We start from the raw sequence: 24,821 nt of genomic DNA, 5'->3' as shown, positions 1-24,821 counted from the left end.
TGTTACCCATTATGGTAGCACATGAAAGCCTATTGCCAAACCCTTGCCAGCCAGCCACACTATTCGCCCCAATCCGTACAAGGACACCCCATGCTTACCGGACAAGCCCGCAACGACATCGACAAACTCTGGGAAAAGTTCTGGACAGGCGGCATCACTAACCCCTTAACCGTGATCGAGCAGATCAGTTACCTGCTGTTTGCGCGGATGCTGGATATGCAGGAAGAAACAGCAGAACGCAAAGCCGCACGCGGCGCATCCGTCACGCTGATTTTTCCGACGACACCAGAGGGGCAATTGTTACGTTGGAAAAACTTCAAGAACCTCTCCGGTAAGGCGCTGTACACGCACTTGAAGGATAATGTTTACCCGTTTTTCACCCAGATGGGCGAGCAGCCTAACGATGACCTGAGCGCGGAAGGCAAAGCCTTGAGCGGGCTGGTGAATATCGGCGAATACATGCAAGACGCGGATTTGGCGATTAAAAACGAGTCGGTGCTGGCGGCGGCAGTGGCGATGGTGGATAAGCTGGAGCTGACCAAAAGCGATACCAAAGGCGACATTTACGAATACTTGTTGAGCAAGCTGACCACGGCGGGGATTAACGGGCAGTTCCGCACGCCGCGCCACATTATCGACGCCATGATCGAATTGGTTGCGCCGTTGCCCACGGAAACGGTGTGTGACCCGGCGTGTGGGACGGCGGGCTTTTTGGCGCGGACGATGGAGTATTTGAACCGCACGTATTCCAGCGCGGATGGCACGTTTACCGATGATGACGGCAATGTGCATTATTCCGGCGATTTATTGAGCGAGTACCGCGAGCATATCAATAGCCAGATGTTCTGGGGGTTTGATTTCGATACCACCATGTTGCGGGTGTCGAGCATGAATATGCTGCTGCACGGGGTGAGTGATGCGAATATTTTGTATCAGGACAGTTTGAGCAAGTCGATTAAGGCGAATTTTCCGCGTCAGGAAGAGGATTTTTTCGATGTGATCCTCGCCAATCCGCCGTTCAAGGGCAGTTTGGATGAGAGCAATGTGAACCCCGATGTGTTGGGTGTGGTGAAGACCAAAAAGACCGAGTTGCTGTTTGTGGCGCACATTTTGCGGGCGTTGAAATTGGGCGGGCGGGCTGCGGTAATCGTGCCGGATGGGGTGCTGTTTGGGTCGAGCAATGCGCATCAGCAGTTACGCCAGAGTTTGATCGAAAACAATCAGTTGGAAGGAATTGTGTCGTTGCCGAGCGGGGTGTTTAAGCCGTATGCGGGCGTTTCCACGGCGATTTTGCTGTTCACCAAAGGCGGCACGACGGAACGGGTGTGGTTTTACGATGTGCTGGCGGATGGCTATTCGCTGGATGATAAACGTACCCCGCAGGAGGCGAATGATTTGCCGCAGGTGATTGCGCGTTGGCAGGCATACCGGGCGCTGGTGCTGGCGAATGCCGCAGAGGAAGCGATTGCGGGGGCGTTTGGCGATAAGACCCAGCAGGCGTTTGTGGTGGCAAAGGCAGAGATTGCGGCGAACAAGTACGATCTTTCGATTAACCGCTACAAGGAAGTGGTGTATGCAGAAGAGCGCTATGATGCGCCTAAGGTGATTTTGGGGAAGTTGAAGGCGTTGGAGAGCGAGATTTTGGAGGATTTGGAAGCGCTGGAAGGGATGCTGTAAGCAAAGTCTGGTATAATTCGTACAGAGCCGTAACAGATAGATAATCATGAACATATCACTGCCGCAACACGTTGAAAGTTATATTCAAGTCCAAGTCAAGCAGGGCAAGTACGCCTCTGTTACCCAAGCCTTAAGTGAAATCTTGCAGGCGGGTATGCAAGCTTTGCAACAAGCCAATACTGCTGAAGTGTCTCCGGTACGGCTTAAACGGCGGCAAATCAGCCATCACTTGAGCGCGATTGAAAGCAACCCGCTGACCGGCAAGGAAAAAGCCTTGTTTGCGTCATTCGATGCGAAAGGCTGGTCAGATGAACAACGCATTGCCTACCTGACCCGCAAACTGCAAGACAAAAGCCTGTTTGCAGACATGGGTTGATGGATAGTTATTGTTACCCACCGGATTACAGCGTCCTCAAAAATAAGCTGGGGCTTAAAAGCCGTGCCGAATTGGACATGGCAGAACGGCTGCTCGTTAGCCAACGCATGGAACAGGGTTGCCCAGAAGGAAATTTTGATCTTGCCCATCTTCAAGCCATTCATCGGAATCTGTTTCAGGATATTTACGCATGGGCGGGTGAAATCCGCACGGTTGAAATCAGTAAGGGTGGTCAGGATTTCCAGTTCCGCCAATTTATTGGGACGGGAATGGCGGATGTCCACAAGCGTATCGTTGCCAAGCATTACTTACGCAACCTGACAGCGAGTGAGTTTGCCCGTCACGCGGGGCGGATTATGGGGGATGTCAATTACGTGCATCCCTTCCGCGAGGGTAACGGGCGTACCCAGTTACAATACCTTGAACAATTGGCTGAACGGGCGGGGCATCCTATCGACCTGTTGCGACTTGAGCCTAGCCGCTGGATACAGGCTTCTAAGGAATCACACGCGGGTGACTATGCGTTGATGGAACAGTGCATTTTTGATGCTTTGGAGGCAATCCCTTGAGTTGGAAGAACCCCCCATCCCCAGCCCTTCCCCCGCAAGGGGTGAAGGGAGCAAGAGCCTTATTCCAATTTAGCCTCCAAACTGGAATAAGCCCGCTCGTTATTCCAATTTCTGGAATAAGAACAACGGAGAACCTGCTGTGAGTTGGCAATATGCAAAACTATCTGAAGTTGCGCCATCAAAACCATTAAAAGTGAAAAATACAAATAATGATCAAAATATTTGGCAAATAACACTTGATCACATTGAATCAGACACGGGCAAACTTCTTAAAAAAGATATTCAGCCCTACTCAAAAGCTGGTAGTTCGACTCACTGGTTTGATGAAAGGTATGTTCTTTATTCTAAACTGCGCCCTTATTTGAACAAGGTCATCCTTCCTGATGAAAAAGGCATTGGAACAACCGAGCTGATTCCAATGTTACCAGACAAAAATAGACTAGATCGAACATATCTTGCCTATTATCTGCGTTCACCAAAATTTGTAGAGTGGGTATCTAGTCAAACGGCTGGGGCAAAAATGCCTCGTGTTGCAATGGGTGTTTTTTGGGAACATGAAATCCCCCTCCCACCACTCCCCGAACAACAACGCATCGCCGCCATCCTCGACAAAGCCGATGCCATCCGCCGCAAACGCCAGCAAGCGCTTCAACTGGCGGATGAGTTCTTGCGGTCGGTATTTTTGGAGATGTTTGGTGATCCGGTAACGAACCCGAAGGGATGGGATGTTAAGCCGCTTGGTAGTTTGGCGGAAAAAATTGGCAGTGGTTCAACGCCAACAGGAGGTAAAGAATCATATATAAGCGAAGGAGTTTCTTTAATTAGAAGCCTTAATATTCATGATTGTCAATTTCTTCACAAAAATTTGGCATTTCTAACAGATAAACAAGCAAATAAATTATCAAATGTCGTTGTGGAAGAAAATGATGTTTTGCTAAATATAACAGGTGCGTCTGTTTGTCGGTGTGCAATTGTTGATAATGCTATTTTGCCTGCACGAGTTAATCAGCATGTATGTATTATTCGGGCTAAGCTACTTGTTCCTGAATACTTGCTTTATACACTAGTTAATCAATCATATAAAAAACTTCTGATGAATGTTGCAAAATCAGCAGGTGCTACACGTGAAGCCATAACAAAAGAGCAGATTCAAAACTTATTTTTACCAGTTCCGCTGATTGAGTTGCAGCGGGAATTTGCGCGGCGCGTGCAGAAAGTGGAAGGTTTGAAGGCGAAGCTGAAAGCGTCACAAGCGCAAGCCGAAGCGCAGTTCAACGCGCTGAGTCAGCGGGCGTTTGCGGGCGAGTTGTGAAAAAGCGTGTTGGGACATTTTGACCCTAACGGATTCCAGCAAATTAGACACAATAACCCAATTTTCCGCCCCGCAACCTTTACCAACCTTGGCTTAAGTACTATTTTCAGGGGCTTTTTTGCAGATGGCATAGGGATTGCTCTACCGCTTAACCCCTATAACCAAGGAGATCTACATGAAGCCTTTACTGACCGCTGCCCTATTGAGCTTAACCCTGTTGAGCACCCCGTTACTGCTGGCGAAGGAAACCACCCCCGCCGCCCCCAAAGTCATCAAAATGGCGACCACCACCAGCACCGAGAATTCCGGTTTATTGCAAGACATCCTGCCCAAATTCGAGACGAAAACTGGCTACAGTGTGCAAGTGATTGCGGTTGGTTCGGGCAAAGCGCTGAAAATGGGTGAAGATGGCGACGTGGATGTGGTGCTTTCTCACGCGCCCGCTGCGGAAAAAGAATTCGTCGCAAAAGGCTTCGGCGACCAGCGTTACCCGGTGATGTACAACGATTTCATTGTGCTAGGCCCCGAAGCAGACCCCGCCGCACTTAAAGGTTCCACCACTGCCCCGGAAGCGTTCGGCAAAATTGCCAGCAAAGCCGCGCTGTTTATTTCCCGTGGCGATGATTCCGGTACACACAAGAAAGAACTGAAACTGTGGGAAACCGCCAAACTCAAACCTGCCGGTGACTGGTACCGTGAGGCGGGCGATGGCATGGAAAAAGTGATTCAAATGGCGGGCGAACTGTCGGCATACACTTTGGCGGATCGGGGAACCTGGTTATCGGTGGCGGACAAATCCCCCCTGAAAGTCCTCCACGAAGGCGACAAAGACCTGTTTAACCCTTACGGTATCATGGCGGTGAGCCAAACCCGTTACCCCGACATTAACCATGCTGGCGCTCAAGCCTTGATTGATTGGCTGGTGTCTGCCGAAGGGCAACAAGCGATTGGTGAATTTAAAGTCAATGGTTCTGTGCTGTTTACCCCGAATGCCGACACCAGCACCGCGAACACCGACGCTAAAACCGCAGCACCCGCCACGGCTCAATAAGCACGCATGGCAAGTTTGCTGGATGCCACCGCTGAAGCCCTATCCCTGTTGTTCAACGGGGATGCGGCATTGTGGGAAATCGTCGCTATTTCCTTTGAAGTTTCCGCCATTGCCTTACTCATTGCCACCCCGCCCGCTTTGCTGTTGGCCTTTGTGCTGGCGTATGGGCAATTTCCCGGTAGACGCTTGACGATTTCGCTGTTCAGTACCTTACTGTCTGTGCCGACGGTGGTGATTGGGTTGACGCTGTATTTGTTGCTGTCACGCCAAGGGCCACTGGGCGAATTTCGCCTGCTGTTTACGCAGACGGCGATAGTCTTGGGGCAAATTGTGTTGGCGTTTCCGATGCTGGTTTCCATTGGGCATTCCGCCCTGCAAGCGGCGGATCGGCGGGCGTGGGAAACAGCACGCACTTTGGGCGCATCACCGTTTCGCGCTTTATTGACCGTTACCTACGAAGTCCGCTTTGGCTTGCTGGCGGCGGTATTAGCGTCCTTTGGGCGCATTATTTCGGAAGTGGGTGCGTCGATGATGCTCGGTGGCAATATTTTGCACCATACCCGCAATATTCCCACGGCGATTGCGCTGGAAACCAGCAAAGGCGAATTTGCTCAAGGCATTGCGCTGGGCATGGTGTTGCTGGTGCTGGCGTTTACCCTCAATATTTTGCTGCATCATTTTCAAGGCAAAGGGTACATAGGTTCATGAATACACTGCATTTTCGTCAGATTCATCAATACCACGGCAAACGCCCGATTTTAAATGGGCTGGCATTGCGCCTGAGTCAGGGCGAATGTTGCCTGCTGACGGGCGCTAATGGCGCAGGCAAAACCACCTTGCTGCGCATTCTCGGTGGTTTTGATCAGCCTAAGCAGTTTGAGGCAGATACTGGCTTTAGCCTGCTGAATTGGTCGCAATACCGCAAACGGCTGCGCGATAGCGTGCTGTATTTGCACCAGCAACCGTATTTGTTTGAAGGCAGTGTACGTGACAACCTCAATTACGCCTTGCCCCGTGCCGTGGATAAGGCGCAACGGCACGAACGCATCCGCCAAGCCTTGCAATGGGCAGGTTTAGAACACCTTGCGGATACTGCGGCGAAAACGCTTTCCGGTGGTGAATACCAGCGGGTGGCGTTGGCACGGGCTTGGTTGCGTCAGCCGCGCATATTGTTGCTGGACGAACCTACCGCGAATATGGATAAGGATGCTCGCCTGCGCACTATTCAATTGTTGCGCCAATTGCGCGACGACGGTATGGCGCTGTTGATTGCCAGCCATGACCCGGATTATTTTTCCTCGTTGGTCAACCAACACCTGCATTTGCAAGACGGCATTTTGCAAACCGTTACCAGTGCGTTACGCTTGGCTACGATTGTGCCGTTAACGCCCAGTACTCACCACCACTCAGGAGCAGGTTTATCATGACGCAAGCGCATAGCACTCCCCGGATTACCGGCGTTATTCTGGCAGGTGGCAGAGGTAGCCGCATGGGTGGGCAGGACAAGGGCTTGCTCGAATTGCACGGTCGCCCCTTGGTCGAATACCTGCTGGAAGCCTTACAGCCACAGGTCGATGCTATTCTGATCAATGCCAACCGCAATCAGGCACGTTACCAGCAATACCACTATCCAGTGATCAGTGATGATCTGAGTGACTATCAAGGGCCGTTGGCGGGATTTGCAGCGGCGATGCAAGCGGCACAAACGGATTACATCCTCACCATTCCCTGTGATGCGCCGGAATTGGCAGCGGATACCGCCGCCCGTTTGTTGGCAGCCTTGCAACGTGAGCAGGCAGAAATCGCCGTGGCGCACGATGGTGAACGCTTGCAACCGGTTCACGCGCTATTGCCGGTGAGTTTATTGCCCAGCCTGCAAGCCTTCCTTGCCAATGGCGACCGTAAGATTGACTTGTGGTACGCGCAGCACCGCATGGCAAGCGTCGATTTTTCCGATTGCCGCCGCATGTTCCGCAATATCAACACCCCGCAACAGCAGGCCGAGCTGGAACAATCTTCCTCCTCCCCTGATAAGGGGGCGAAGCGCCGCGTTGAAGCGGCTGGGCGGTTGGGAGGGGTTTCTTCTAATGGTTTTCCCGTAATCGGCGTATGCGCTTGGAGCGGCACGGGCAAAACCACCTTGCTGACCGAATTGATTCCGCGCCTGAAAGCTGCCGGTCTGAGCCTGACGGTGATCAAACACGGGCATCACAATTTGGAATTGGATACACCGGGCAAAGACAGCTACCGCTTCCGTGAAGCCGGTGCTGACCAAGTCGTGCTGGCATCACGCAAACGCATGGCAATGATGCAGGAGTGCAAAACCCAGCGCGAACCGGAACTGGTGGATGTGTTGCGTTTAGTCAACCGTGATTGCGCCGATCTGGTGTTGGTGGAAGGCTTTAAGCACACCGCGATTCCCAAAATCGAAGTGTATCGCCCCAGCGTTGGCAAACCGTTGCTGTACCCGAATGACAGCCATGTGATTGCGCTGGCAACCGATGATATGACGCTGGATGTTCCGGCACATGTCACCAAGTTGGATCTGAATCAGCCGGATAGCATTGCCGAGTTTATCCTGCAATGGCGTACTCGCCAGCTTGCCCCTGTCACTAATACCAACGCCACCATTCGCACTGCGCCTAGCTGTGCCGATGCGCGTGACCCTGGCAGTCTGTCGATCACCGAAGCCCGCCGCCGCATTATGGCAAACTTGCAAGCGGTTGCGCCCGCGCTGAAACGCCCGTTACGCGATGCCTTGGGGCAGGTGTTGGCACACGCGGTCATTTCCCCGCTCAACGTTCCTAATCACGTCAATTCGGCGATGGATGGCTATGCCTTGCGCAGTGATGATTTGCCGGGGGATGACAGCCGCGCTTATCGGGTGATCGGCAAAGCGTTTGCAGGGCAAGCCTTCAGCGGCGAATGCGGCAAGGGTGAATGCGTGCGTATTATGACGGGTGCATCCATGCCTGCTGGTGCGGATACCGTGGTGATGCAGGAACACACCGAAGCTGGGGCAGAGGGTTACATTCGTATCGGCACGGGTCATCGCGCCGGACAAAACGTGCGCCAAGCAGGGGAAGACATTGCGCAGGGCAGCACCGTCTTACCAGCAGGACATCGCGTGAATCCGGCAGATTTAGCCGTATTAGCATCGTTGGGAATTGCTGAAGTCAGCGTGATGCGCCCGTTGCGGGTGGCGTTTTTCTCAACAGGTGACGAATTGCGCTCCATCGGCGAAACCTTGGCGGAAGGGCAGGTTTATGACAGCAACCGTTACGCGCTATACGGCATGTTGCAACAGCTTAATGTCGACATCCTTGATATGGGGGTGGTGCGTGATGACCCTGCCAGTATCGAAACAGCGTTGCAACAAGCGGCAGCGGCGGCGGATGTGGTGCTGACTTCCGGCGGGGTATCGGTGGGCGAAGCGGATTACATCAAAGGCATTTTAGCTAAACTGGGGCAAATCAACTTCTGGAAAATCGCCATCAAACCCGGTCGTCCGCTGGCATTCGGCACCTTGGGCAAGGCGTTGTTCTTTGGCTTGCCGGGGAATCCGGTGGCGGTGATGGTGACATTCCTGCAATTCGTGCAACCCGCGCTGCTGAAGCTGGCGGGTGAAACCGAGTATGAACCCTTGCTGTTGGACGCCATCTGCCAAAGCCGCCTGAAAAAGCAGCCGGGGCGCACCGAATTCCAACGCGGCATTGTCCGGCGTGAAGCGGGCAAGCTGGTGGTGGACAAGGCGGGCTATCAGGGTTCGGGCGTGCTGAGTTCCATGAGCAAGGGTAACTGCCTGATTATCTTGCCGGAAGAAACCGCCACGGTCGAACCGGGCGATGTGGTACAGGTGCAGGTGTTTGGTTGGTCAGGCTGAAATGGTATTGCGCAACACGCCCACGCCTTCCACCTCACATTCCACCACATCCCCCGGTTGCAAATACTCCGGGGGTTCGCGTACAAAGCCCACGCCACTTGGCGTACCCGTGGCAATCACATCCCCCGCTTCCAGCGTCATCCCCCGCGACAGCCATTCAATAATGCTGGCAACATCAAAAATCATCTGGCGCGTATTCGATGCCTGTTTCGTCACCCCATTCACCCGACACGCAATCGCCAGCGCCTGCGGATCAGCAATCTCATCCGCCGTCACAATCCAGGGCCCCATCGGGCAACCACCGTCGATGCTTTTGCCGAGGAAATACTGCTTGTGATTCAACTGAATATCCCGCGCACTCAAATCATTGATCACGGTGTAACCAAACACATGCGCCAAGGCATTCTCACGCGCAATTTTTTTGCCGCCGTTGCCTAGCACCACACCCAATTCCGCTTCCCAATCCAATTGTGAGCAAGTATCCGGGTCAAACGGCACAGCGGTTTCATGCCCAATCACGCTGGTCGGGCATTTGGTAAACACGATCGGGTATTGCGGCGCTTTGCCGGTGCGCCCGATTTGGTTCGCGGTTTCTTGCGCATGTTCCAGATAATTCAGCCCCAAACACATCACGTTTTTGCGCGGGCGCGGAATCGGTGCCAGCAAGGTCACGTCCGCCAATGGCACGCGCATTGCCGCCGTCAAGGTGTTACGCACGGCCTGCAAGTCTATACCGCTATCAATCAGCGCCAACATATCGCGCCACGCGGGTTGATCAAACGCCGTATCCAACGCCGGAAGCAGCACCGTATCGCCTGCTGCTAGGCACACATACGTTTGTTGTTGATACACACACGTTCCCAGTTTCATCCCAACACTCCTAAGCCTTGCATACCGTCAACCATTAGCTTACAGCCGGTGAGGAACAAAAACACGTAAGCGACTTGAAAAAACTGCTTTTCCGGCACCCGGTGATGCAGTTTGTAGCCCAACCAAATCCCTAACACTGCAATCGGCAATAACAGCACCGACGCTCCCATGTTGGTGCTGTTGAATTGCCCCAACGCCGCATAAGGAATCAGCTTCACGTAATTCACACTGGTAAAAAACAGCACCGTGGTCGCCTGATACACCGTTTTATCCAGCTTTTGCGGCAACAGGTAAATATTCACCGGCGGGCCACCGGCATGAGCCACAAAACTGGTGAACCCCGCAATGCTGCCCCAAAACAGCCCCGCCTTTGCCCCCGGCTTGCCCATCGCCAAGCGCTGGAAGGGCTTGAACCAATAATTCAATGCAAACCCGACCGCAATCAGCCCCACCAATAAACGCACATCGCTGGCACGAAAATACGTAAAGGTGAACGCGCCAATCACAATCCCCAGAATGGCAGCAGGCAATAATTGCTGAAGGTGCGCCCATGACCAGCGTTTCCAAAAGGCTTTCAGCGCCATCAAATCCATCACGCACAAAATCGGCAGCAAAATCGCCGCCGCTTGCGCCGGGGGCATGGTCAGCGCCATTAACGGCACGCCCAATACCCCCAAACCGCCGCCCATGCCGCCTTTTGAAATGCCGACGATCAGCAGCGCCAGCACCGCCATGGTCAGCGTTAACGGGTCAGATAATACGTTCATTCGGGTAATGCACTTCGCTTAACGGCAGGGTTGATAATGACCATTCGGCCAGCATGGGGCGGAGAGCATTTCCCCCAGATTAGCGGCTCGCAAGCGTTCACTCACTTCCAGCAAACGGCTCACCAAGCCTTCTTCCACGGCGGCGTAAGCCTCGGAATCGACTTGGCGTTTCACCACAATGCCCAACAATTCGGTGATCGCATTGCCCACCGAATTCTGCGAAATCGTTACCACCAAGCGCCCCTTGTCATCACGGAACAGGATTTGCTTGTACGCCGGTCGCCAGCGAATATCGTTGGCAAATTGCGGGTCTTGAATCACTTTTTCGCGCAAATCGCGTGCCACGCGCACAAAACGCTGATTGCCCAGCAGCACATCGTCAATCTGGTGCGGGAAATTGGCATTATCCGGCACTCGCGCTTCGCCCGTGGCGACCAGCGAAAAGAAGGTGCGGTAGAAATCCAAAAAGCCACGCAATACTTGCTCGTATTCGTGCCAGAAATACTGGTCTTTCAAGCGTTCCGCACCGCCGATGACTTCCCAACACGGCAAACCTTGCGGGTAGCCGGTCAATTGCAGGGAGGCGGCTTCGGTGGGCAATAGCTTGAGGATTTGCAAATCCAACACTTCCAAAAACTTGCCGTAAGCATCGCTTAATTGGCGTAAGAACAAGGTGTTATGCCCGCTGTCGGTGAGGTTGGGGTTATTGGCATCGGCTTCCTTGGCATTGCGCAATTCTGCCATCGGGAACACCATGAAGTGATTGTGAATCATGCGGATACTGGGCACGCCCGGTTTGTTCAACGGCCAGGTCGAATCCAGACTGGCTTCCCCGCATAAAATCAGGTGTTCGGCGGGGTCGGGGTATTTCTCAAACATGTAATCGCAGATGATTTGCGTCATCTTCGACCAGACTTTCTTTTCCTGACGTTTCATCTGATCGCGGCGTACCGGGCGACCCAGCGGGTCAAGAATGCGGCGCGAACAATCCAGAATAATCGAGGTGTCGAATTCCACGCTATGCCCGACCAACTTGCGGTAGAGCAGCAAATCTTCTGGGGTACGGAACAAGCCGTTTTCTTCGGCAAGGTTTTTCAGATTGGCAGGGCTGTTAAAAAATTCCACCTGCGTCATGCCTTGCGGCACTTTCAGGGACATTTGCGGGCAAGGGGTAGCGATTTCACGGGGTGCTGTTTTCATGGGTGCGGCATCACTTTAGTTATGGGAAAACTCCCGTGTGTTTTTACCCCGATCGGAACAGGTATACAAGCAGCAACACGAACAAAGCAATCAGTAACCAGCCACCGAATTCCTCCCACAACATTTTCATAAAACTGGGGTTGGGGGGATTGGCTTTTTTCTGTTCAGGTTTGGTATTGAGCGCTTTCAGCACCTCGTCTTTTACTTGCTGATGCAAGTCTTCGTGCATCCCCGGAATGGGTTTGGCATCGACCAAGGTTGTGACCATGTGTTCTTTAATGCCCGCTTTGAGACCGGCTTTCATGCCATCTTCGTGACCTTTTTTAAAACCGTCGCCCGCGCCTGTTTTGTAGCCTTTCAGCAGCCCTTGATTCCACCCAGCGCGATACGCCAGCCACGCGACCACCATTAGCGTCAAACCAAACAATACCCAGATCATGACAACACTCGATTCCTTTATTGATAAGATTAATAGTACAAAATCCGTTATTTCAAACCTACCCAAATCTACCTATAGCTAACTAAAAGTAGTCATGGTGTTGAATTCCTGCTTCACAGGGGCTGGTTTCGTCTTCGGCTTTCGCTCAAGACCAGCGCCTTCCCCTCCACAGGCAGACACCGTGTAACTCACGGCGTGGTTGCTGAGCGTAGCCGAAGCATATTCTTGCAAATTCTTGGCAGCGTTTACGTCACGGTCATGGATCGCGCCGCAAACGGAGCAAGTCCATTCACGTACCGACAGCGGCAGCTTTTCCACTTTATGCCCACAGCCAGAAGCAGAACACGTCTTGCTCGAAGCAAAAAACCGATCAGCCACCACGACCACCGCACCCCGCATATCGGCTTTGTATTCCAGTTGCCGCCGAAACTCGAAAAACCCCATGTCACTGATCGCGCGGGATAAATGACGGTTTTTCACCATGCCCGATACGTTCAAATCTTCGATGCCAATAGTGTGGAAACGGCGGGTCAAATCCGTGGTGAGTTGGTGCAAACTGTCTTGGCGGATGTTGGCGATACGTGCGTGAAGTTTTGCCAGTTTTTGTTTTGCCTTGTGGCAGTTGGCACTGCTTTTGACCTTGCGGGACAGGCTGCGGGATAGCCGTTTTAGGCGGGAAAGCAAGGCTTTATGCGGCTTCGCCCCGACCACTTTTTCCCCCGTTGACAGCGTTGCCAGCGCGGATACACCCAAATCCACCCCCACCGTACCTTGGTTTTCGGCAGGCGGGAGGTGATGTTGGTCGGTATCCACGGTGATGCTGGCGAACCACTGGTCAGCGGTGCGGGAAACCGTGGCAGAGAGGATTTTGCCGGAAAAGCGTAACGTTTCCCGCATCCGCACTAACCCAAGGTTGGGAATGCGGATGCGGCAACCGTTAAGGCTGAACTGGTCGTTGGTGAGGGTGAAACTGTCGCGGCTTTTGCCTTTCTTTTTGAATTGCGGGTACTTGGCACGCCCTGCAAAGAAGTTTTTGAACGCGCTTCCGAGTTGGATAATCGCCATTTGTGGGGCGTTTTTGGTGACTTCGAGCATCCACGGGAATTGTTCGCGTTTGATGGCGTTCAATTGGCGGCGCAAGCCCATCTGGTTGGGTTTTGGCTGGGTGTTGTCTTCCTTCCATGCCGCGTATTGGGTTTGCCATTCCGCTAACGCCCAGTTGTAGGCAAACCGCGCTGTACCGGCGGCTTTCGCCAAGTACGTGGCTTGCTTATTGTTCGGGTTGAGGCGGATTTTGTGGCTGATAATCATGGAAAATAGAATGCGGCATGGCGTGATAGTTGTCTAGCCTCCCGTGCTTTTGCTGCTATCCTTTACGGATAAACGGCACTACGCCTTTATAAAAATAACCAAAATGATGAAGTTTGAATAGATTTAGATAGATTTTATGGTAACTGTTTCAAACCCTGACAGCATCCGTCTTTTTGCTTAATCCGGCGATTTACTTGAGAATCAAGCCATGATTTTAAGCGATAAGTGGTATTACAAATGAAAACGTGGATGTGTGTGGTGTGCGGTTGGATTTACGACGAAGCAAGTGGACTGCCAGATGAAGGTATTCCACCGGGTACGCCTTGGGAAGCGATCCCCGATGATTGGCGCTGCCCGGATTGCGGCGTGGGCAAGGACGATTTTGAGATGATGGAAGTCTGATTCTGGCGAAATATTTACTGATTTACAACTGATGACTTGATATTACGCAGAAGAAACCCCTCCCAACCTCCCCTTATCAGGGGAGGAGCTAAGAGACAGCACCTCCAATCTGGCGAGGATTTGTTCTATGAGGTGTAGATAAACTCCCTGTGGATTGCCAAGGACTTCATCGTTGGTGTAACGGATGATCTGTAAATCATAAGCGTTGAGGATGCGGGTACGTTCTGTATCGTATTCCATTTTATCAGTGTGACTATCGCCATCAATTTCAATGACTAAAGCTAATACTGCACAGTAGAAATCAACGATATAACCGTCAATAGGCTTCTGACGCAAACATTTAAAACCTGTCAATTGTCTACGGCGCAGAATCTCTGACCACATTTTGTATTCAGCAGGCGTCGGGTTTTTCCGGTTAACCCGTGCTAATGCAACAAGGTTGTCATGATAGGGTTGATAACAGCGACTTTTCATCATTTAACGTTAGCAAAAGAACGCCATTAGGCTCAAATCAAACCGCTCAAAGGCATCCATTCTTGCTCCTCCCCTGATAAGGGGAGGTTGGGAGGGGTTTCTTTTTTAACATCAGTAACATAACTTAATAAGGTTTATCAACCACCCACCAACCCCCGATACCGCTCAAACAACCACGTCAGCCGTTCCATATCACTGCTGAATTTTTCCTTGCGGTAACACTGATCCACCGCTTTATCCAATGCGGTATGGGCTTTGCGCAAATCCGGCGGCATGGAAGTCGGGTCGTACATATCCGCCAAGGTTGAGGTCGGGTAATTCTTCCGCGCATCCAGCACCGCTTGCGCGGCGACTTCCACCTTCTTGCGCTGCTTGTCGTCGGCATCAGGCCACGGAAAATTGTTGTAAACCAGCTTGGCAGAATAGCGGTAACGGCTTTCCAAACGTCCACAAACGGCGCTCATCCAAACCATGTTCATTTTGGCTTCCAGCACACCAAACTCATAGAGTGTTGCATTAGGAATCATATTATTAAGGTCGGTAGAAATGGTATTTTGGTCAAAAAATCCCATTGGTACATACTCACGACGCTCTGATGACACCCTTGGAATCAGTACATAGCTGGATGGATTTTTTGTGTCACGAAACTGTGTTGGACACTCAGCTAATTTTCTCGCACCAGCATCTATGCTGTTTAACCTCATTTCTTTAACTTGAGCAACACGCTTCATGACTTCTGGCAAGGCACGCAATTCATTAGGCTGAATACCGACTAACCACAAACACCAACGCTCCTTGCCGTTAATGAATTCTTCCGCACCAAGCAGCGGTTTTAACCATTTTGCAGCAAGGGGTTCTTTTGCCAATAGCGCGGTTTTTTCATCAGGCGATAGCAACAAAAATCCACCATCCACAGGCTTATTACCGTACACAACTTCAGACACGTTACACAGCGGTTTTGTCCGATTATCAACCACTATATTGGGTGCGTCGATCAGATAGGGATTAATATTATTGGCAGCAATTTCGACAGGTTCGCCCTTGATATTGGGGTAGTCGAAAATGCGTTTGCCCTCAGTATCAAAGTTGGCAAACCCCACGATCACCACATGTACCGCCGCTTTGCCGCGTGCTTCAGAATCCCACGAAAAGGTACGGTGTGCAAAATGCAGACGGATACCCATATCCAGCAGCGGTTGCCATAACGGTGCAATCTGTTCGCCTTGCGTAATCGAATTGGTGGAAACAAACGCCGCTGTGATACGTGTTCCGCGTATGAACTGCGCCGCTTTGTAAAACCAGCAAGTCACGTAATCCAAACTTTTATAGTTTTTCAACGCGCCAAACAGCTTATCCATATCGGCATTTTGCGCCTCACCACGGAAATTTTTACCCACAAAAGGCGGATTGCCGATGATGTGATTCAGGTTGGCAGGCTTAACAACCGCCGCCCAATCGAGTTGCAGCGAATTGCCAATCACAATATGCGCTGAGGATTTCAACGGCAGCAAATCCGGTTCGCGCCCAAACTGACGCGCAAATTCGCGGTTCATCTGATGCTGCGTCAGCCACATCGCCACTTCCGCAATCCGCACCGGCCATTCCTCAACCTCAATGCCGTGGAAATGCTCCAGCTTAATCGTCGGCTCGACCGTAATATCCAACCCCCGATGCGCATCACCGTGCTGCGCCTGCAACACCGCCAATTCCAACAAACGCAATTCGCGGTAGGTAATGATCAGAAAGTTACCGCACCCACACGCCGGATCAAGGAACTGCAACGCCGTCAAACGCTGCTGAAACGCCGCCAACTTCTTACGCTTGTCACGATTGCCACCCTGTTGAATCGCGCTGAATTCCGCCCACAATGCATCCAAAAACAACGGCTTAATCAAGCGCAAAATGTGCGTTTCGCTGGTGTAATGTGCGCCCAATTCACGCCTTGCCGCCTTATCCATCACCGACTGAAACAACGAACCAAAAATCGCAGGTGAAATACTGCCCCAATCAAAATGCGAACAATCCAGCAAAGCCTCGCGCATCTCCGCATCAAACGACGGCAAATCCAGCTTTTCACCGAACAAATGACCGTTCACATAAGGAAAATCGTTCAACTCTGCCAGCAAATGCTTGCCCCGCGCCTGCACCGGCTTATCCAAGGTTTGAAACAGCTTGTTTAGGCGTGAATCGGTGTCAGAACCGTCTGGCGCAGTAAAATGTTCGAGGTAGTTGTAGAACTGGTGGCGGGAAAAAATCCCTGTATCTTCCGCAAACAAACAGAACAAAATACGCACCAAAAACACTTCCAGCTCATGCCCCGCACAACCCGCATCCTGTAGCGCATCGTGCAGCTTGCCCAAGCGTTCCGCCGCCTTAATATTCAGCGCGTATTCCTGAATGCTTTCCCCGTGATTCTCCAACCCCGCCATGAAATCGAAAAACTCGATCTTGTCCGGCAAGTCCTCAATGGCAATGTCATGCTCCAAACGCCGATCAAGGTCATACAATTTGAAGCGAGCAAAATCCGACAACAACACGTAGCGTGGGCGGTCGCGCTGGTCTTTTATCTGCTGGAAATAATCAAAGGCTTGCGACTTGGCTTTATCGAGGGATTTACCGCGTGATTTGTGTTCAACCAGCAACACGCCTTTCCAAAACAGGTCAATAAAGCCTTTGGTGTTATCGGTGCGCTCGACGGCATGTTCAAACGCCGCGACACTTTTACGATTGACCCCGAAAATGGCAAAAAACGCATCCCAAAAGGACTTGGCTTCGGCTTCCTCCCGCGTTTCATTGCCCCATTCTTTGACGAACGCCAGCGCGTTGCCACGGATAGTCTTGCGGTTGGAAAGTGCTGCCATGCGAATAAGCCCAGAATCGAAAGCGAGGATAGTAGCGCAGAAAGCCAGCAGCGCGGAATAGCGCCACCCGTCCATTTTTCTGCTGGAAGTCTGAAACTTTCCGCAATTATGCTAAACTGATCGGCACTTTTTGAGACTGAAAACGAGAGTTCGACATGGCCGGTCATAGTAAATGGGCAAACATCAAACACCAGAAAGCCTCGGTTGATAAGAAACGCGGCAAAATCTGGACGAAAATCATCCGCGAAATCACCGTAGCGGCACGCGAAGGCAAAACCTCCGACCCCAACACCAACCCGCGCTTGCGCCTCGCCGTGGATAAAGGGCTGAGTGCCAATATGACCCGCGATACCATCGAAAAAGCTTGCAAACGCGGCGCGGGTGAAACCAACACCGACAACTACGTCGAAGTGCGTTACGAAGGCTACGGCCCCGGTGGGATTGCAGTGATCGTCGAAACGATGACCGATAACGTCAACCGCACTGTGGGCGAAGTGCGCCACGCCCTCACCAAACACGGCGGCAACCTCGGCACGAATGGCTCGGTCGCCTTCCAATTCAAGAAAATCGGTGTGATGAACTTTGCCCCCGGTCTGGATGAAGAAAAGCTCATGGAAGCCGCGCTCGAAGCCGGAGCGGATGACATTCAGATGGATGACGACGGTTCGGCTGAAATCGTTACCACGCCGGAAGATTTCGCCGCCGTCAAAGTTGCCATGATTGCGGCAGGTTTCACGCCAGATCACGATGAAGTTACCATGCGGGCGGATAACCTGACTTCCGTGGAAGGTGACACGGCATCTAAGCTATTGAAAATGATCGACATGCTCGAAGATTTGGATGACGTGCAAGAAGTCTTCACCAATGCCGATTTCAACGATGCCGATTTAGCGGCGCATGGTTAAGTGACCACCCGCCGGATTCTGGGCATTGACCCCGGTTCGCGGATCACCGGAATCGGGATTATCGACACGGATGGGCGACGCAATCAGCACGTTTTCAGCACGTGCTTGCGCTTAGGCGATGCGTCTTTTCCCGAACGGCTGGGAACGATTTTCAGCGAACTGACCCGCATTATTCGCGAATACCAGCCGCTTGAAATGGCAATTGAAAGCGTGTTCGTCTCCAACAACCCCGCGTCAGCACTCAAATTGGGGCAAGCGCGAGGGGCTGCGATTTGCGCCGGGGTGATTGCGGGATTGCCCGTTGCCGAATACAGCCCCAAAGAAGTCAAACAAGCCACCGTCGGCAAAGGTGGTGCGGATAAAGCGCAAGTGCAACACATGGTCAAACTGCTGCTCAGTTTGCAAGGGCGGTTACAAGTCGATACAGCAGATGCGCTGGCGGTGGCATTGTGCCATGCTCATGCGAGTCACTTGCAACAACGTCTTAGGAGTACCGTAGCATGATTGGATTATTACGCGGCAAATTACTCATCAAACAACCCCCCGATTTACTGCTGGATGTGAATGGCGTGGGCTACGAAGTGCAGGCTTCGATGACCACGTTCTACGATCTGCCAGAATTGCACCAAGAAGTGACGCTCTACACCCATTTTGTGGTGCGTGAAGACGCGCAATTGCTGTACGGCTTCAGCTCCCAAACCGAACGCGAACTGTTCCGGCACTTGCTCAAAGTGAATGGCGTTGGCCCCAAAATGGCGCTGGCGATTGTGTCGGGCATGAGTCCTGTGGAATTCAATCAAGTGATTCACGCGGCGGATATTGCCCGCTTGAGCCGCATTCCGGGCGTTGGCAAGAAAACGGCAGAGCGCTTAGTCATTGAGTTGCGTGACCGTTTGCCCAAAGCCGAAGCAAGCAGTAGCACGGGGATTGCCGTTAGCGCTCCCGTTCCATCCGTATCGGTCAGTGACGAGGCCGTCAATGCACTGTTAGCACTCGGCTATAAACCCGCGCAAGCCAGCCAAATGATTGCTGCTTACGAAAATCAAGGCTTGAGTGTGGAAGACATGATCCGCCAAGCGCTTCGCGCCAGTCTGAACTAGGATTCGCGGGATTAAAAATCTTAGTTCAGACCTGACACTTCACCTGTCAATTTTGTCACTTTCTGACAGCATCCACACCTGCCAAGCCACTGTGTCACTTCCAATAAAATTATTGTTTAATCAATTAAATTAATGATTTAAGTGTGACAGGGTGTGGTTGGCACGGGCGTTGCAATAACCCTTGCACAGACTGAGACGGCAAAGACTAGAAGGTCTGGAAAGGGACGACAACAATAATAAGAAAGGGTTAAGGAAAGCATTTATCAGCAAGCCCCAAGAGATAGCGAGTAGGCATAAACATTAATAACAATAAAGCGCCTGACCATATCTCGACTCCTCTACCCCCTGTGGATAACACAGGGGGACTTTATTAGGAGATGATTGTTTGAGAACAACAATAACAATAAGACAATAATAATAACATTTGCCCGTGTTGACTGCCCCCGTTCGTCGGGGGCTTCGTTTTTTATGCGCTTTTAGCTACCGTCTGTCTGTTTCTCTTCTTGTTTGGCGATATTCCACGCATCTTCCATCTGTTCCAGCGCGGCAGCTTCCAATGAAATCCCCTGAGCCGCGAGTATCGCTTCGACCCGCCCAAAGCGCCGTTCAAACTTTTGGTTGGATAAACGCAAGGCATTTTCAGCATTCACCCCCAACAAACGCGCCAAATTGGTCGCACCCATGAGCACATCCCCGACTTCTTCCTCAATCCGGCTTTGCGATTCGTCGTTGGTAACGGCATCCACCACTTCGTCGAGTTCTTCCTGAATTTTGGGGATGACCTGTTGCCAATGTTCCCAATCAAAGCCGACGGCGGCAGCGCGGCGTTGAAGTTTCTGGCTGCGGCGTAACGCGGGCATGGCGGCGGGGATTCCGGCAAAGAAACCGGTGTCGTCCTTTTTTGTGCCACGCTCGGTTTGCTTAATCGCGTCCCATGCTTGTTTTTGCTCACGCTCATCGGCGTATACCGTATCGCCGAAGACATGCGGGTGGCGGCGCAGCATTTTGCGGGAAATGCCAGCAGCGACGTCATCAAAATCGAACAAACCTTGCTCACTGGCAATTTGCGCCATAAACACAATCTGGAACAGCAAATCGCCTAGCTCGTCACACAACGCCACCGCGTCATGGCGGTCGACGGCATCGGCTACCTCGTACACTTCCTCTAGGGTGTAGGGCAAAATCGTTTGCCAAGTTTGCTTGATGTCCCAAGGGCAACCGCCCGTCGGGTCACGCAAGCGACTCATAATATTGAGCAATTCATTGATTGCTGAGGGACTTAATCCGTTTTTGCCTTGCATAGCATTTACCTGTGGCGTATCGTGCGTTTGTCGTGCAATATACACAATTGTGGTATGAATGCTACGCTCAAACATAAAGCAAAATCCAACTTTACGACTCAAAACTTAGACTTCAAGGAGATCACCATGATTCTCAAACACATTGCAGGCATTGGCTTCGCAGCGCTGATGCTGACTACCGCTGGCGTGCACGCGGCTGACATGAAAGTTGTCAAAAATGGCGACGGCGTTGTGGTTAAAAACAGCTTTGGCGAATGCGTCCAAGCGGTATACGGCTTCGAGCCAGAAGGCTGTGAAGCAGCACCAGCGGCTCCGGTTGCTGCACCGGTTGCGCCAGCACCGACGCCACGCGCTGTACCTCGTGCGCCTGTTGTGCCTAAAGTGAAAGCAAAAGGCAACTACAAAGGCCCCGTCCAAATGGATCCGGCAGCACGTTCTAGCATGAAGCGCTACCAGAAATAAACCGTACAATGAATCAAATCGCTTGATTCATAAACGGTTTAAAAAGCCTCCTTGCTTCGCGGTAAGGGGGCTTTTCTTTGGGTCTTGACAAAGAAAATTTTGCTTGGCTATAGGAACTTAACCACAAAGTAACCTATAATCCTAGCCGTTGTTGTATATTTAAGACACTATAGTCACAACTTACGCCTCCTGCCGACAGAATTAATATTTCATGGGTGTGGGAGTACGGGGTTCAACAATCTAAACTCAAAAACCAGGCTTAAGGAGATCAACATGACTCTGAAGAAAGTTGCAAGCATTAGCGTAGCTGCCCTGATGGCAGCAATGATGATGACTACTGCTCAGGCGGAAGACGGCAAATACGTTCAAAATGGCGATGGCAAACCCGTCAAAAACAGCGCTGACGAGTGCGTTAAGGCACAATACGGCAGTATGCCAGAAGGCTGCGAAGCTGCGCCACCGCCGCCACCACCGGTAACGCCACCACCACCGCCAGTAACACCGCCGCCGCCGACACCGATTCAAAAAATGACGCTGACCTCAGATACTAACTTTGACTTTGACAAAGCCATTCTGAAGCCAGCCGGTCAAGCGAATTTGGATCAGTTCTTGGCTGGTTTGGCAGGCGCAAAAGTAAGCGGCATCAGCGTAACCGGTCATACCGACAGCGTGGGTTCTGATGCTTACAACCAAAAGTTGTCTGAACAGCGTGCCAGTGCCGTTGCCAATTACTTGGCGAGCAAAGGCGTTCCAGCCGCTGCTATCCAAGCGACAGGCAAAGGCGAGTCACAACCGGTTGCTGACAATGGCACTAAAGCAGGCCGTGCCGCTAACCGTCGTGTTGACGTGGTTGCGAACGGCACTCGCTAAGCGCTGCCTCTACCTACCGTAAACACGTAGGGTCTCGATAAAGAAAAGCCGGGTTTTTACTCGGCTTTTCTTTTAATGCTACCCGCATGAAATATTTCATTCCCTGCTAATATTCCGCTAGTATATTGACCCTTATCACCACTCTACCTTCTGGAGACAGAACCTATGTCAATCAAAGTGGCTGTGCCCAAGGAAACCGCCGAGGGCGAGCGTCGGGTTGCCATCGAATCCAGCGTCATTGCCAAACTCAGCAAACTCGGCGCGGAAGTACTGGTCGAAGCCGGTGCAGGTGCTGCGGCACACCTTCCTGATACAGCATTTGTTGGCGCAACGCTAGTTGCTGCCGCCAGCGATCTGTATCAACAAGCGGATATTGTACTCAAAGTGCAACCCCCGTCTGACGCTGAAATTGCGCAACTGAAAGATGGCAGCGTGCTCATCGGCATGTTACAGCCTTACCAATCCCCTGAACGGATTGCGGCACTCAACGCCAAAAACATCACCAGCTTTGCGATGGAACTGATTCCACGGATTTCACGGGCGCAGTCGATGGATGTACTGTCTTCGCAAGCCGCTATCGCCGGTTACAAAGCCGCGATCATGGGCGCTGACCTTGCACCACGCTTTTTCCCGATGCTGACCACAGCGGCGGGCACGATTCGCCCCTCCAAAGTCATTATCATTGGCGTCGGCGTGGCGGGTTTGCAAGCGATTGCGACTGCACGGCGTTTGGGTGCAGTGGTTGAAGCCTATGACGTGCGTTCTGCTACCAAAGAACAAGTGCAATCCCTCGGTGCAAAATTCATCGAACTTGGCATTACGGCGGAAGGCACGGGCGGTTACGCTCGCGAACTGACCGCTGAAGAAAAGCAGCAACAGCAAGAGGCTTTGGCGAAACACATTGCTACCGCTGATGTGCTGATCACCACCGCTGCCGTTCCCGGTCGTCCTTCCCCGAAAATCATCCCTGAATCCACGGTTGACGGCATGAAATCCGGCGCGGTGATTATCGACTTGGCGGCAGAAGGTGGCGGTAACTGCACCCTGACGCAACCGGGCAAAACCATCGTGCATAATGGCGTGACCATTCACGCGCCACTCAATGTGCCTAGCCAAGTGCCGGTACACGCCTCGGAGATGTATGCCAAAAACCTGCTGAACTTCCTCACCCCCATGCTGAAAGGCGGCGAATATGCCCCCGATTTTAGCGACGAAGTGATTGCAGGCGCGTTACTCACCCACGAAGGCAAAATTATGAACGCCGCCATTCGCCAACTGGTTGAAGGAGCATAACAATGGAAGGTTTTATCGCCATTTACATCTTCATCCTTGCCGGGTTTGTCGGCTATGAAGTGATTTCCAAAGTGCCGGTTATCCTGCACACCCCGCTAATGTCGGGTTCAAACTTCGTCCACGGCATCGTTTTGGTCGGCGCAATGGTCGTCTTGGGTCAAGCGGAAGGCTTTATGGAACAACTGGTCGGTTTCATTGCGGTGGTGCTGGCGGCGGGTAACGCGGTCGGCGGCTACGTCGTGACTGAGCGGATGTTGGAAATGTTTAAAAGCAGCAAAGGGGGCAAATAAACATGAACCTGTTTGTTGAAATCTTTTATCTGGCAGCCGCCGTGCTGTTCATTCTCGGCCTCAAGCAAATGGCTTCGCCGGTCACGGCGCGGCGCGGAATTGTGTGGGCGGGCATCGGCATGGTGCTGGCAACGCTGATTACCTTTGTCCACCCTAGCGTTAACAGCAATTACTTGTTGATTTTCATCGGGATTGCGGTCGGCGGCGGGATTGCCTGGAAAACCGGTAAAGAAGTCGCCATGACCGATATGCCGCAGATGATTGCGCTCTACAACGGCATGGGCGGCGGTGCGGCAGCAGCGATTGCAGCGGTCGAACTGATCAAGCAGCATGAAATGGATCCGGTAGTGCAGGCACTGGCGGTGGCGGGTGCGCTGATTGGTGCTATCGCGTTCTCTGGTTCATTGATTGCGTTTGGTAAGCTGCAAGGCTTGAAACAATTGCGTGGCGCATTCCGCTTTAAGAATCAGCAACGCATCAACGCCGGGTTGTTTATTCTCACCGCGTGGATAGGCTTGGGCATTGCGACCAGCGGCACGGATTACGGCATGTTTGTGCTGTTCTTGTTCTTCGCACTGGCGCTGGTGTTTGGCGTGATGATGACCTTGCCGATTGGCGGCGCGGATATGCCGGTGGTGATTTCTCTTTACAACGCTTTCACGGGTCTTGCGGTGGGTTTTGAAGGCTATGTGTTGGATAACCCGGCGATGATGATTGCGGGCATTGTGGTGGGTTCCGCCGGTACGTTGTTGACACAATTGATGGCAAAGGCGATGAACCGCCCGATTACCAACGTGTTGTTCAGCAATTTCGGCGAAACCACTGGCGAAGCGCAAGAAGTCAGCGGTTCAATGAAGGCAATTGAAGCCCCGGATGCGGCAATCATGATGGCGTTTGCGGAAAAGGTGATCATCATCCCCGGTTACGGCATGGCAGTGGCACAGGCGCAGCACAAGATTTGGGAAATGACCAAGCAATTGCAAGAACGCGGCGTGACCGTCAAGTTTGCGATTCACCCGGTTGCCGGGCGGATGCCGGGTCACATGAACGTGTTGTTGGCGGAAGCGGGTGTGCCGTATGACATTATCTACGACTTGGATGAAATCAACGAAGAGTTCCGCACGGCTGACGTGGCGTTAGTGATTGGGGCGAATGACGTGGTGAACCCGATTGCGCGGACTGACCCGAACAGCCCGATTTACGGAATGCCGATTCTGAACGCGGATTACGCCAAAAACGTAATCGTGGTGAAACGTGGTCAGGGTGCAGGTTTCTCTGGGATTGAGAACCACCTGTTCTTCGCTGACAACTGCCGGATGCTGTATGGCGACGGGCAGGCGGTCGCGAATGAACTCATTTCCAATATGAAAGAGCTGTAATAACAGCGACTAGCACGGGGCGAGTATCT

At 52.2% G+C, this 24,821-nt stretch carries 25 protein-coding genes; 17 read left to right on the top strand and 8 right to left on the bottom strand.

Annotation, left to right across the window (positions count from 1 at the left end; translation table 11 throughout):
- The first annotated feature begins 21 nt into the window (after window positions 1-21).
- The 8 genes from HMY34_RS09595 (at window position 22) to HMY34_RS09560 (ending at window position 8,868) form a co-directional block, all read left to right on the top strand.
- The gene (locus HMY34_RS09595; protein ID WP_228288032.1) at window positions 22-1,677 is read left to right on the top strand and encodes a type I restriction-modification system subunit M; all 1,656 of its coding nucleotides are present in this window, start codon (window positions 22-24) and stop codon (window positions 1,675-1,677) included.
- A 46-nt stretch (window positions 1,678-1,723) separates the two neighbouring features.
- Window positions 1,724-2,053, top strand: a complete 330-nt coding sequence (locus tag HMY34_RS09590; protein ID WP_202719013.1) for a ribbon-helix-helix domain-containing protein — start codon at window positions 1,724-1,726, stop codon at window positions 2,051-2,053.
- Window positions 2,053-2,622, top strand: coding sequence for a Fic/DOC family protein (locus HMY34_RS09585; RefSeq protein ID WP_202719012.1), 570 nt, complete (start codon window positions 2,053-2,055; stop codon window positions 2,620-2,622). Before HMY34_RS09590 ends, HMY34_RS09585 begins: the two co-directional genes overlap by 1 nt.
- Window positions 2,623-2,761: 139 nt before the next feature.
- Complete coding sequence (locus tag HMY34_RS09580) at window positions 2,762-3,934, top strand: restriction endonuclease subunit S (RefSeq protein WP_202719011.1); 1,173 nt, start codon at window positions 2,762-2,764, stop codon at window positions 3,932-3,934.
- 175 nt (window positions 3,935-4,109) lie between these two features.
- Window positions 4,110-4,985 carry an ABC transporter substrate-binding protein gene (locus HMY34_RS09575; RefSeq protein WP_202719010.1) on the top strand — a complete coding sequence of 292 codons (876 nt, stop codon included), beginning with the start codon at window positions 4,110-4,112 and terminating at the stop codon, window positions 4,983-4,985.
- A gap of 6 nt (window positions 4,986-4,991) precedes the next feature.
- Complete coding sequence (locus HMY34_RS09570; RefSeq protein WP_202719009.1) at window positions 4,992-5,693, top strand: ABC transporter permease; 702 nt, start codon at window positions 4,992-4,994, stop codon at window positions 5,691-5,693.
- Entirely contained in the window at window positions 5,690-6,412 is a 723-nt protein-coding gene (locus HMY34_RS09565) for an ABC transporter ATP-binding protein (RefSeq protein WP_202719008.1), read from the top strand. The genes HMY34_RS09570 and HMY34_RS09565 overlap by 4 nt, the downstream gene beginning before the upstream one ends.
- On the top strand, window positions 6,409-8,868 hold the full coding sequence (locus HMY34_RS09560) for a bifunctional molybdopterin-guanine dinucleotide biosynthesis adaptor protein MobB/molybdopterin molybdotransferase MoeA (protein ID WP_202719007.1): 2,460 nt from the start codon (window positions 6,409-6,411) through the stop codon (window positions 8,866-8,868). Before HMY34_RS09565 ends, HMY34_RS09560 begins: the two co-directional genes overlap by 4 nt.
- Here the strand turns inward: HMY34_RS09560 and HMY34_RS09555 are convergent.
- The 5 genes from HMY34_RS09555 to HMY34_RS09535 all read right to left on the bottom strand — a co-directional run bounded on the left by HMY34_RS09555 (window position 8,860) and on the right by HMY34_RS09535 (window position 13,455).
- Window positions 8,860-9,738: a fumarylacetoacetate hydrolase family protein gene (locus tag HMY34_RS09555; RefSeq protein ID WP_202719006.1), complete on the bottom strand. Its 879-nt coding sequence runs from the start codon at window positions 9,736-9,738 to the stop codon at window positions 8,860-8,862. The two genes, HMY34_RS09560 and HMY34_RS09555, sit on opposite strands and share 9 nt — an antisense overlap.
- Window positions 9,735-10,505: a sulfite exporter TauE/SafE family protein gene (locus HMY34_RS09550; protein WP_202719005.1), complete on the bottom strand. Its 771-nt coding sequence runs from the start codon at window positions 10,503-10,505 to the stop codon at window positions 9,735-9,737. Before HMY34_RS09550 ends, HMY34_RS09555 begins: the two co-directional genes overlap by 4 nt.
- 18 nt (window positions 10,506-10,523) lie before the next feature.
- Window positions 10,524-11,705, bottom strand: a complete 1,182-nt coding sequence (locus HMY34_RS09545) for a hypothetical protein (protein WP_202719004.1) — start codon at window positions 11,703-11,705, stop codon at window positions 10,524-10,526.
- 43 nt (window positions 11,706-11,748) lie between these two features.
- On the bottom strand, window positions 11,749-12,144 hold the full coding sequence (locus HMY34_RS09540) for a hypothetical protein (protein WP_202719003.1): 396 nt from the start codon (window positions 12,142-12,144) through the stop codon (window positions 11,749-11,751).
- Window positions 12,145-12,222: 78 nt separating this feature from the next.
- The gene (locus HMY34_RS09535) at window positions 12,223-13,455 is read right to left on the bottom strand and encodes an RNA-guided endonuclease InsQ/TnpB family protein (RefSeq protein ID WP_202719002.1); all 1,233 of its coding nucleotides are present in this window, start codon (window positions 13,453-13,455) and stop codon (window positions 12,223-12,225) included.
- Between the two features lie 237 nt (window positions 13,456-13,692).
- On the opposite strand from HMY34_RS09535, the gene HMY34_RS09530 reads away from it, so the two are divergent.
- The gene (locus HMY34_RS09530; RefSeq protein WP_202719001.1) at window positions 13,693-13,857 is read left to right on the top strand and encodes a rubredoxin; all 165 of its coding nucleotides are present in this window, start codon (window positions 13,693-13,695) and stop codon (window positions 13,855-13,857) included.
- A gap of 42 nt (window positions 13,858-13,899) precedes the next feature.
- On the opposite strand, the gene HMY34_RS09525 is transcribed toward HMY34_RS09530, so the two are convergent.
- Together HMY34_RS09525 and HMY34_RS09520 are read right to left on the bottom strand one after the other, a co-directional pair.
- Window positions 13,900-14,334 (bottom strand): endonuclease domain-containing protein, encoded by a 435-nt coding sequence (locus tag HMY34_RS09525; RefSeq protein WP_228288031.1) that lies wholly within the window; start codon window positions 14,332-14,334, stop codon window positions 13,900-13,902.
- 134 nt (window positions 14,335-14,468) lie between these two features.
- The gene (locus HMY34_RS09520; protein ID WP_228288030.1) at window positions 14,469-17,267 is read right to left on the bottom strand and encodes a DNA methyltransferase; all 2,799 of its coding nucleotides are present in this window, start codon (window positions 17,265-17,267) and stop codon (window positions 14,469-14,471) included.
- A gap of 80 nt (window positions 17,268-17,347) precedes the next feature.
- On the opposite strand from HMY34_RS09520, the gene HMY34_RS09515 reads away from it, so the two are divergent.
- The 3 genes from HMY34_RS09515 to ruvA are packed head-to-tail and all read left to right on the top strand — an operon-like array spanning window position 17,348 to window position 19,197.
- The gene (locus tag HMY34_RS09515; RefSeq protein WP_202719000.1) at window positions 17,348-18,097 is read left to right on the top strand and encodes a YebC/PmpR family DNA-binding transcriptional regulator; all 750 of its coding nucleotides are present in this window, start codon (window positions 17,348-17,350) and stop codon (window positions 18,095-18,097) included.
- On the top strand, window positions 18,098-18,601 hold the full coding sequence (ruvC, locus tag HMY34_RS09510) for a crossover junction endodeoxyribonuclease RuvC (RefSeq protein WP_228288029.1): 504 nt from the start codon (window positions 18,098-18,100) through the stop codon (window positions 18,599-18,601). It abuts the gene before it with no gap.
- Window positions 18,598-19,197, top strand: coding sequence for a Holliday junction branch migration protein RuvA (gene ruvA, locus HMY34_RS09505; RefSeq protein ID WP_202718999.1), 600 nt, complete (start codon window positions 18,598-18,600; stop codon window positions 19,195-19,197). The genes ruvC and ruvA overlap by 4 nt, the downstream gene beginning before the upstream one ends.
- Before the next feature lie 476 nt (window positions 19,198-19,673).
- Here ruvA and mazG read toward each other — a convergent pair whose 3' ends face one another.
- On the bottom strand, window positions 19,674-20,498 hold the full coding sequence (gene mazG, locus HMY34_RS09500; RefSeq protein ID WP_202718998.1) for a nucleoside triphosphate pyrophosphohydrolase: 825 nt from the start codon (window positions 20,496-20,498) through the stop codon (window positions 19,674-19,676).
- 126 nt (window positions 20,499-20,624) lie between these two features.
- Between mazG and HMY34_RS09495 the strand changes: the two genes are divergently transcribed.
- From HMY34_RS09495 to HMY34_RS09475, 5 genes are all read left to right on the top strand, one after another.
- Window positions 20,625-20,960 (top strand): hypothetical protein, encoded by a 336-nt coding sequence (locus HMY34_RS09495; RefSeq protein WP_202718997.1) that lies wholly within the window; start codon window positions 20,625-20,627, stop codon window positions 20,958-20,960.
- A 273-nt stretch (window positions 20,961-21,233) separates the two neighbouring features.
- Window positions 21,234-21,830, top strand: coding sequence for an OmpA family protein (locus tag HMY34_RS20475; RefSeq protein WP_202718996.1), 597 nt, complete (start codon window positions 21,234-21,236; stop codon window positions 21,828-21,830).
- A gap of 165 nt (window positions 21,831-21,995) precedes the next feature.
- Window positions 21,996-23,123, top strand: coding sequence for a Re/Si-specific NAD(P)(+) transhydrogenase subunit alpha (locus tag HMY34_RS09485; protein ID WP_202718995.1), 1,128 nt, complete (start codon window positions 21,996-21,998; stop codon window positions 23,121-23,123).
- A 2-nt stretch (window positions 23,124-23,125) separates the two neighbouring features.
- The gene (locus HMY34_RS09480; RefSeq protein ID WP_202718994.1) at window positions 23,126-23,413 is read left to right on the top strand and encodes an NAD(P) transhydrogenase subunit alpha part 2; all 288 of its coding nucleotides are present in this window, start codon (window positions 23,126-23,128) and stop codon (window positions 23,411-23,413) included.
- 2 nt (window positions 23,414-23,415) lie between these two features.
- Complete coding sequence (locus HMY34_RS09475) at window positions 23,416-24,792, top strand: NAD(P)(+) transhydrogenase (Re/Si-specific) subunit beta (protein WP_202718993.1); 1,377 nt, start codon at window positions 23,416-23,418, stop codon at window positions 24,790-24,792.
- Window positions 24,793-24,821: the final 29 nt, after the last annotated feature.

The sequence above is a fragment of the Thiothrix subterranea genome, from assembly GCF_016772315.1.
Lineage (GTDB): Bacteria > Pseudomonadota > Gammaproteobacteria > Thiotrichales > Thiotrichaceae > Thiothrix > Thiothrix subterranea.
Note: the sequence above shows the minus strand (reverse complement) of the source record. Positions and strands in the feature narration are given on the sequence as shown.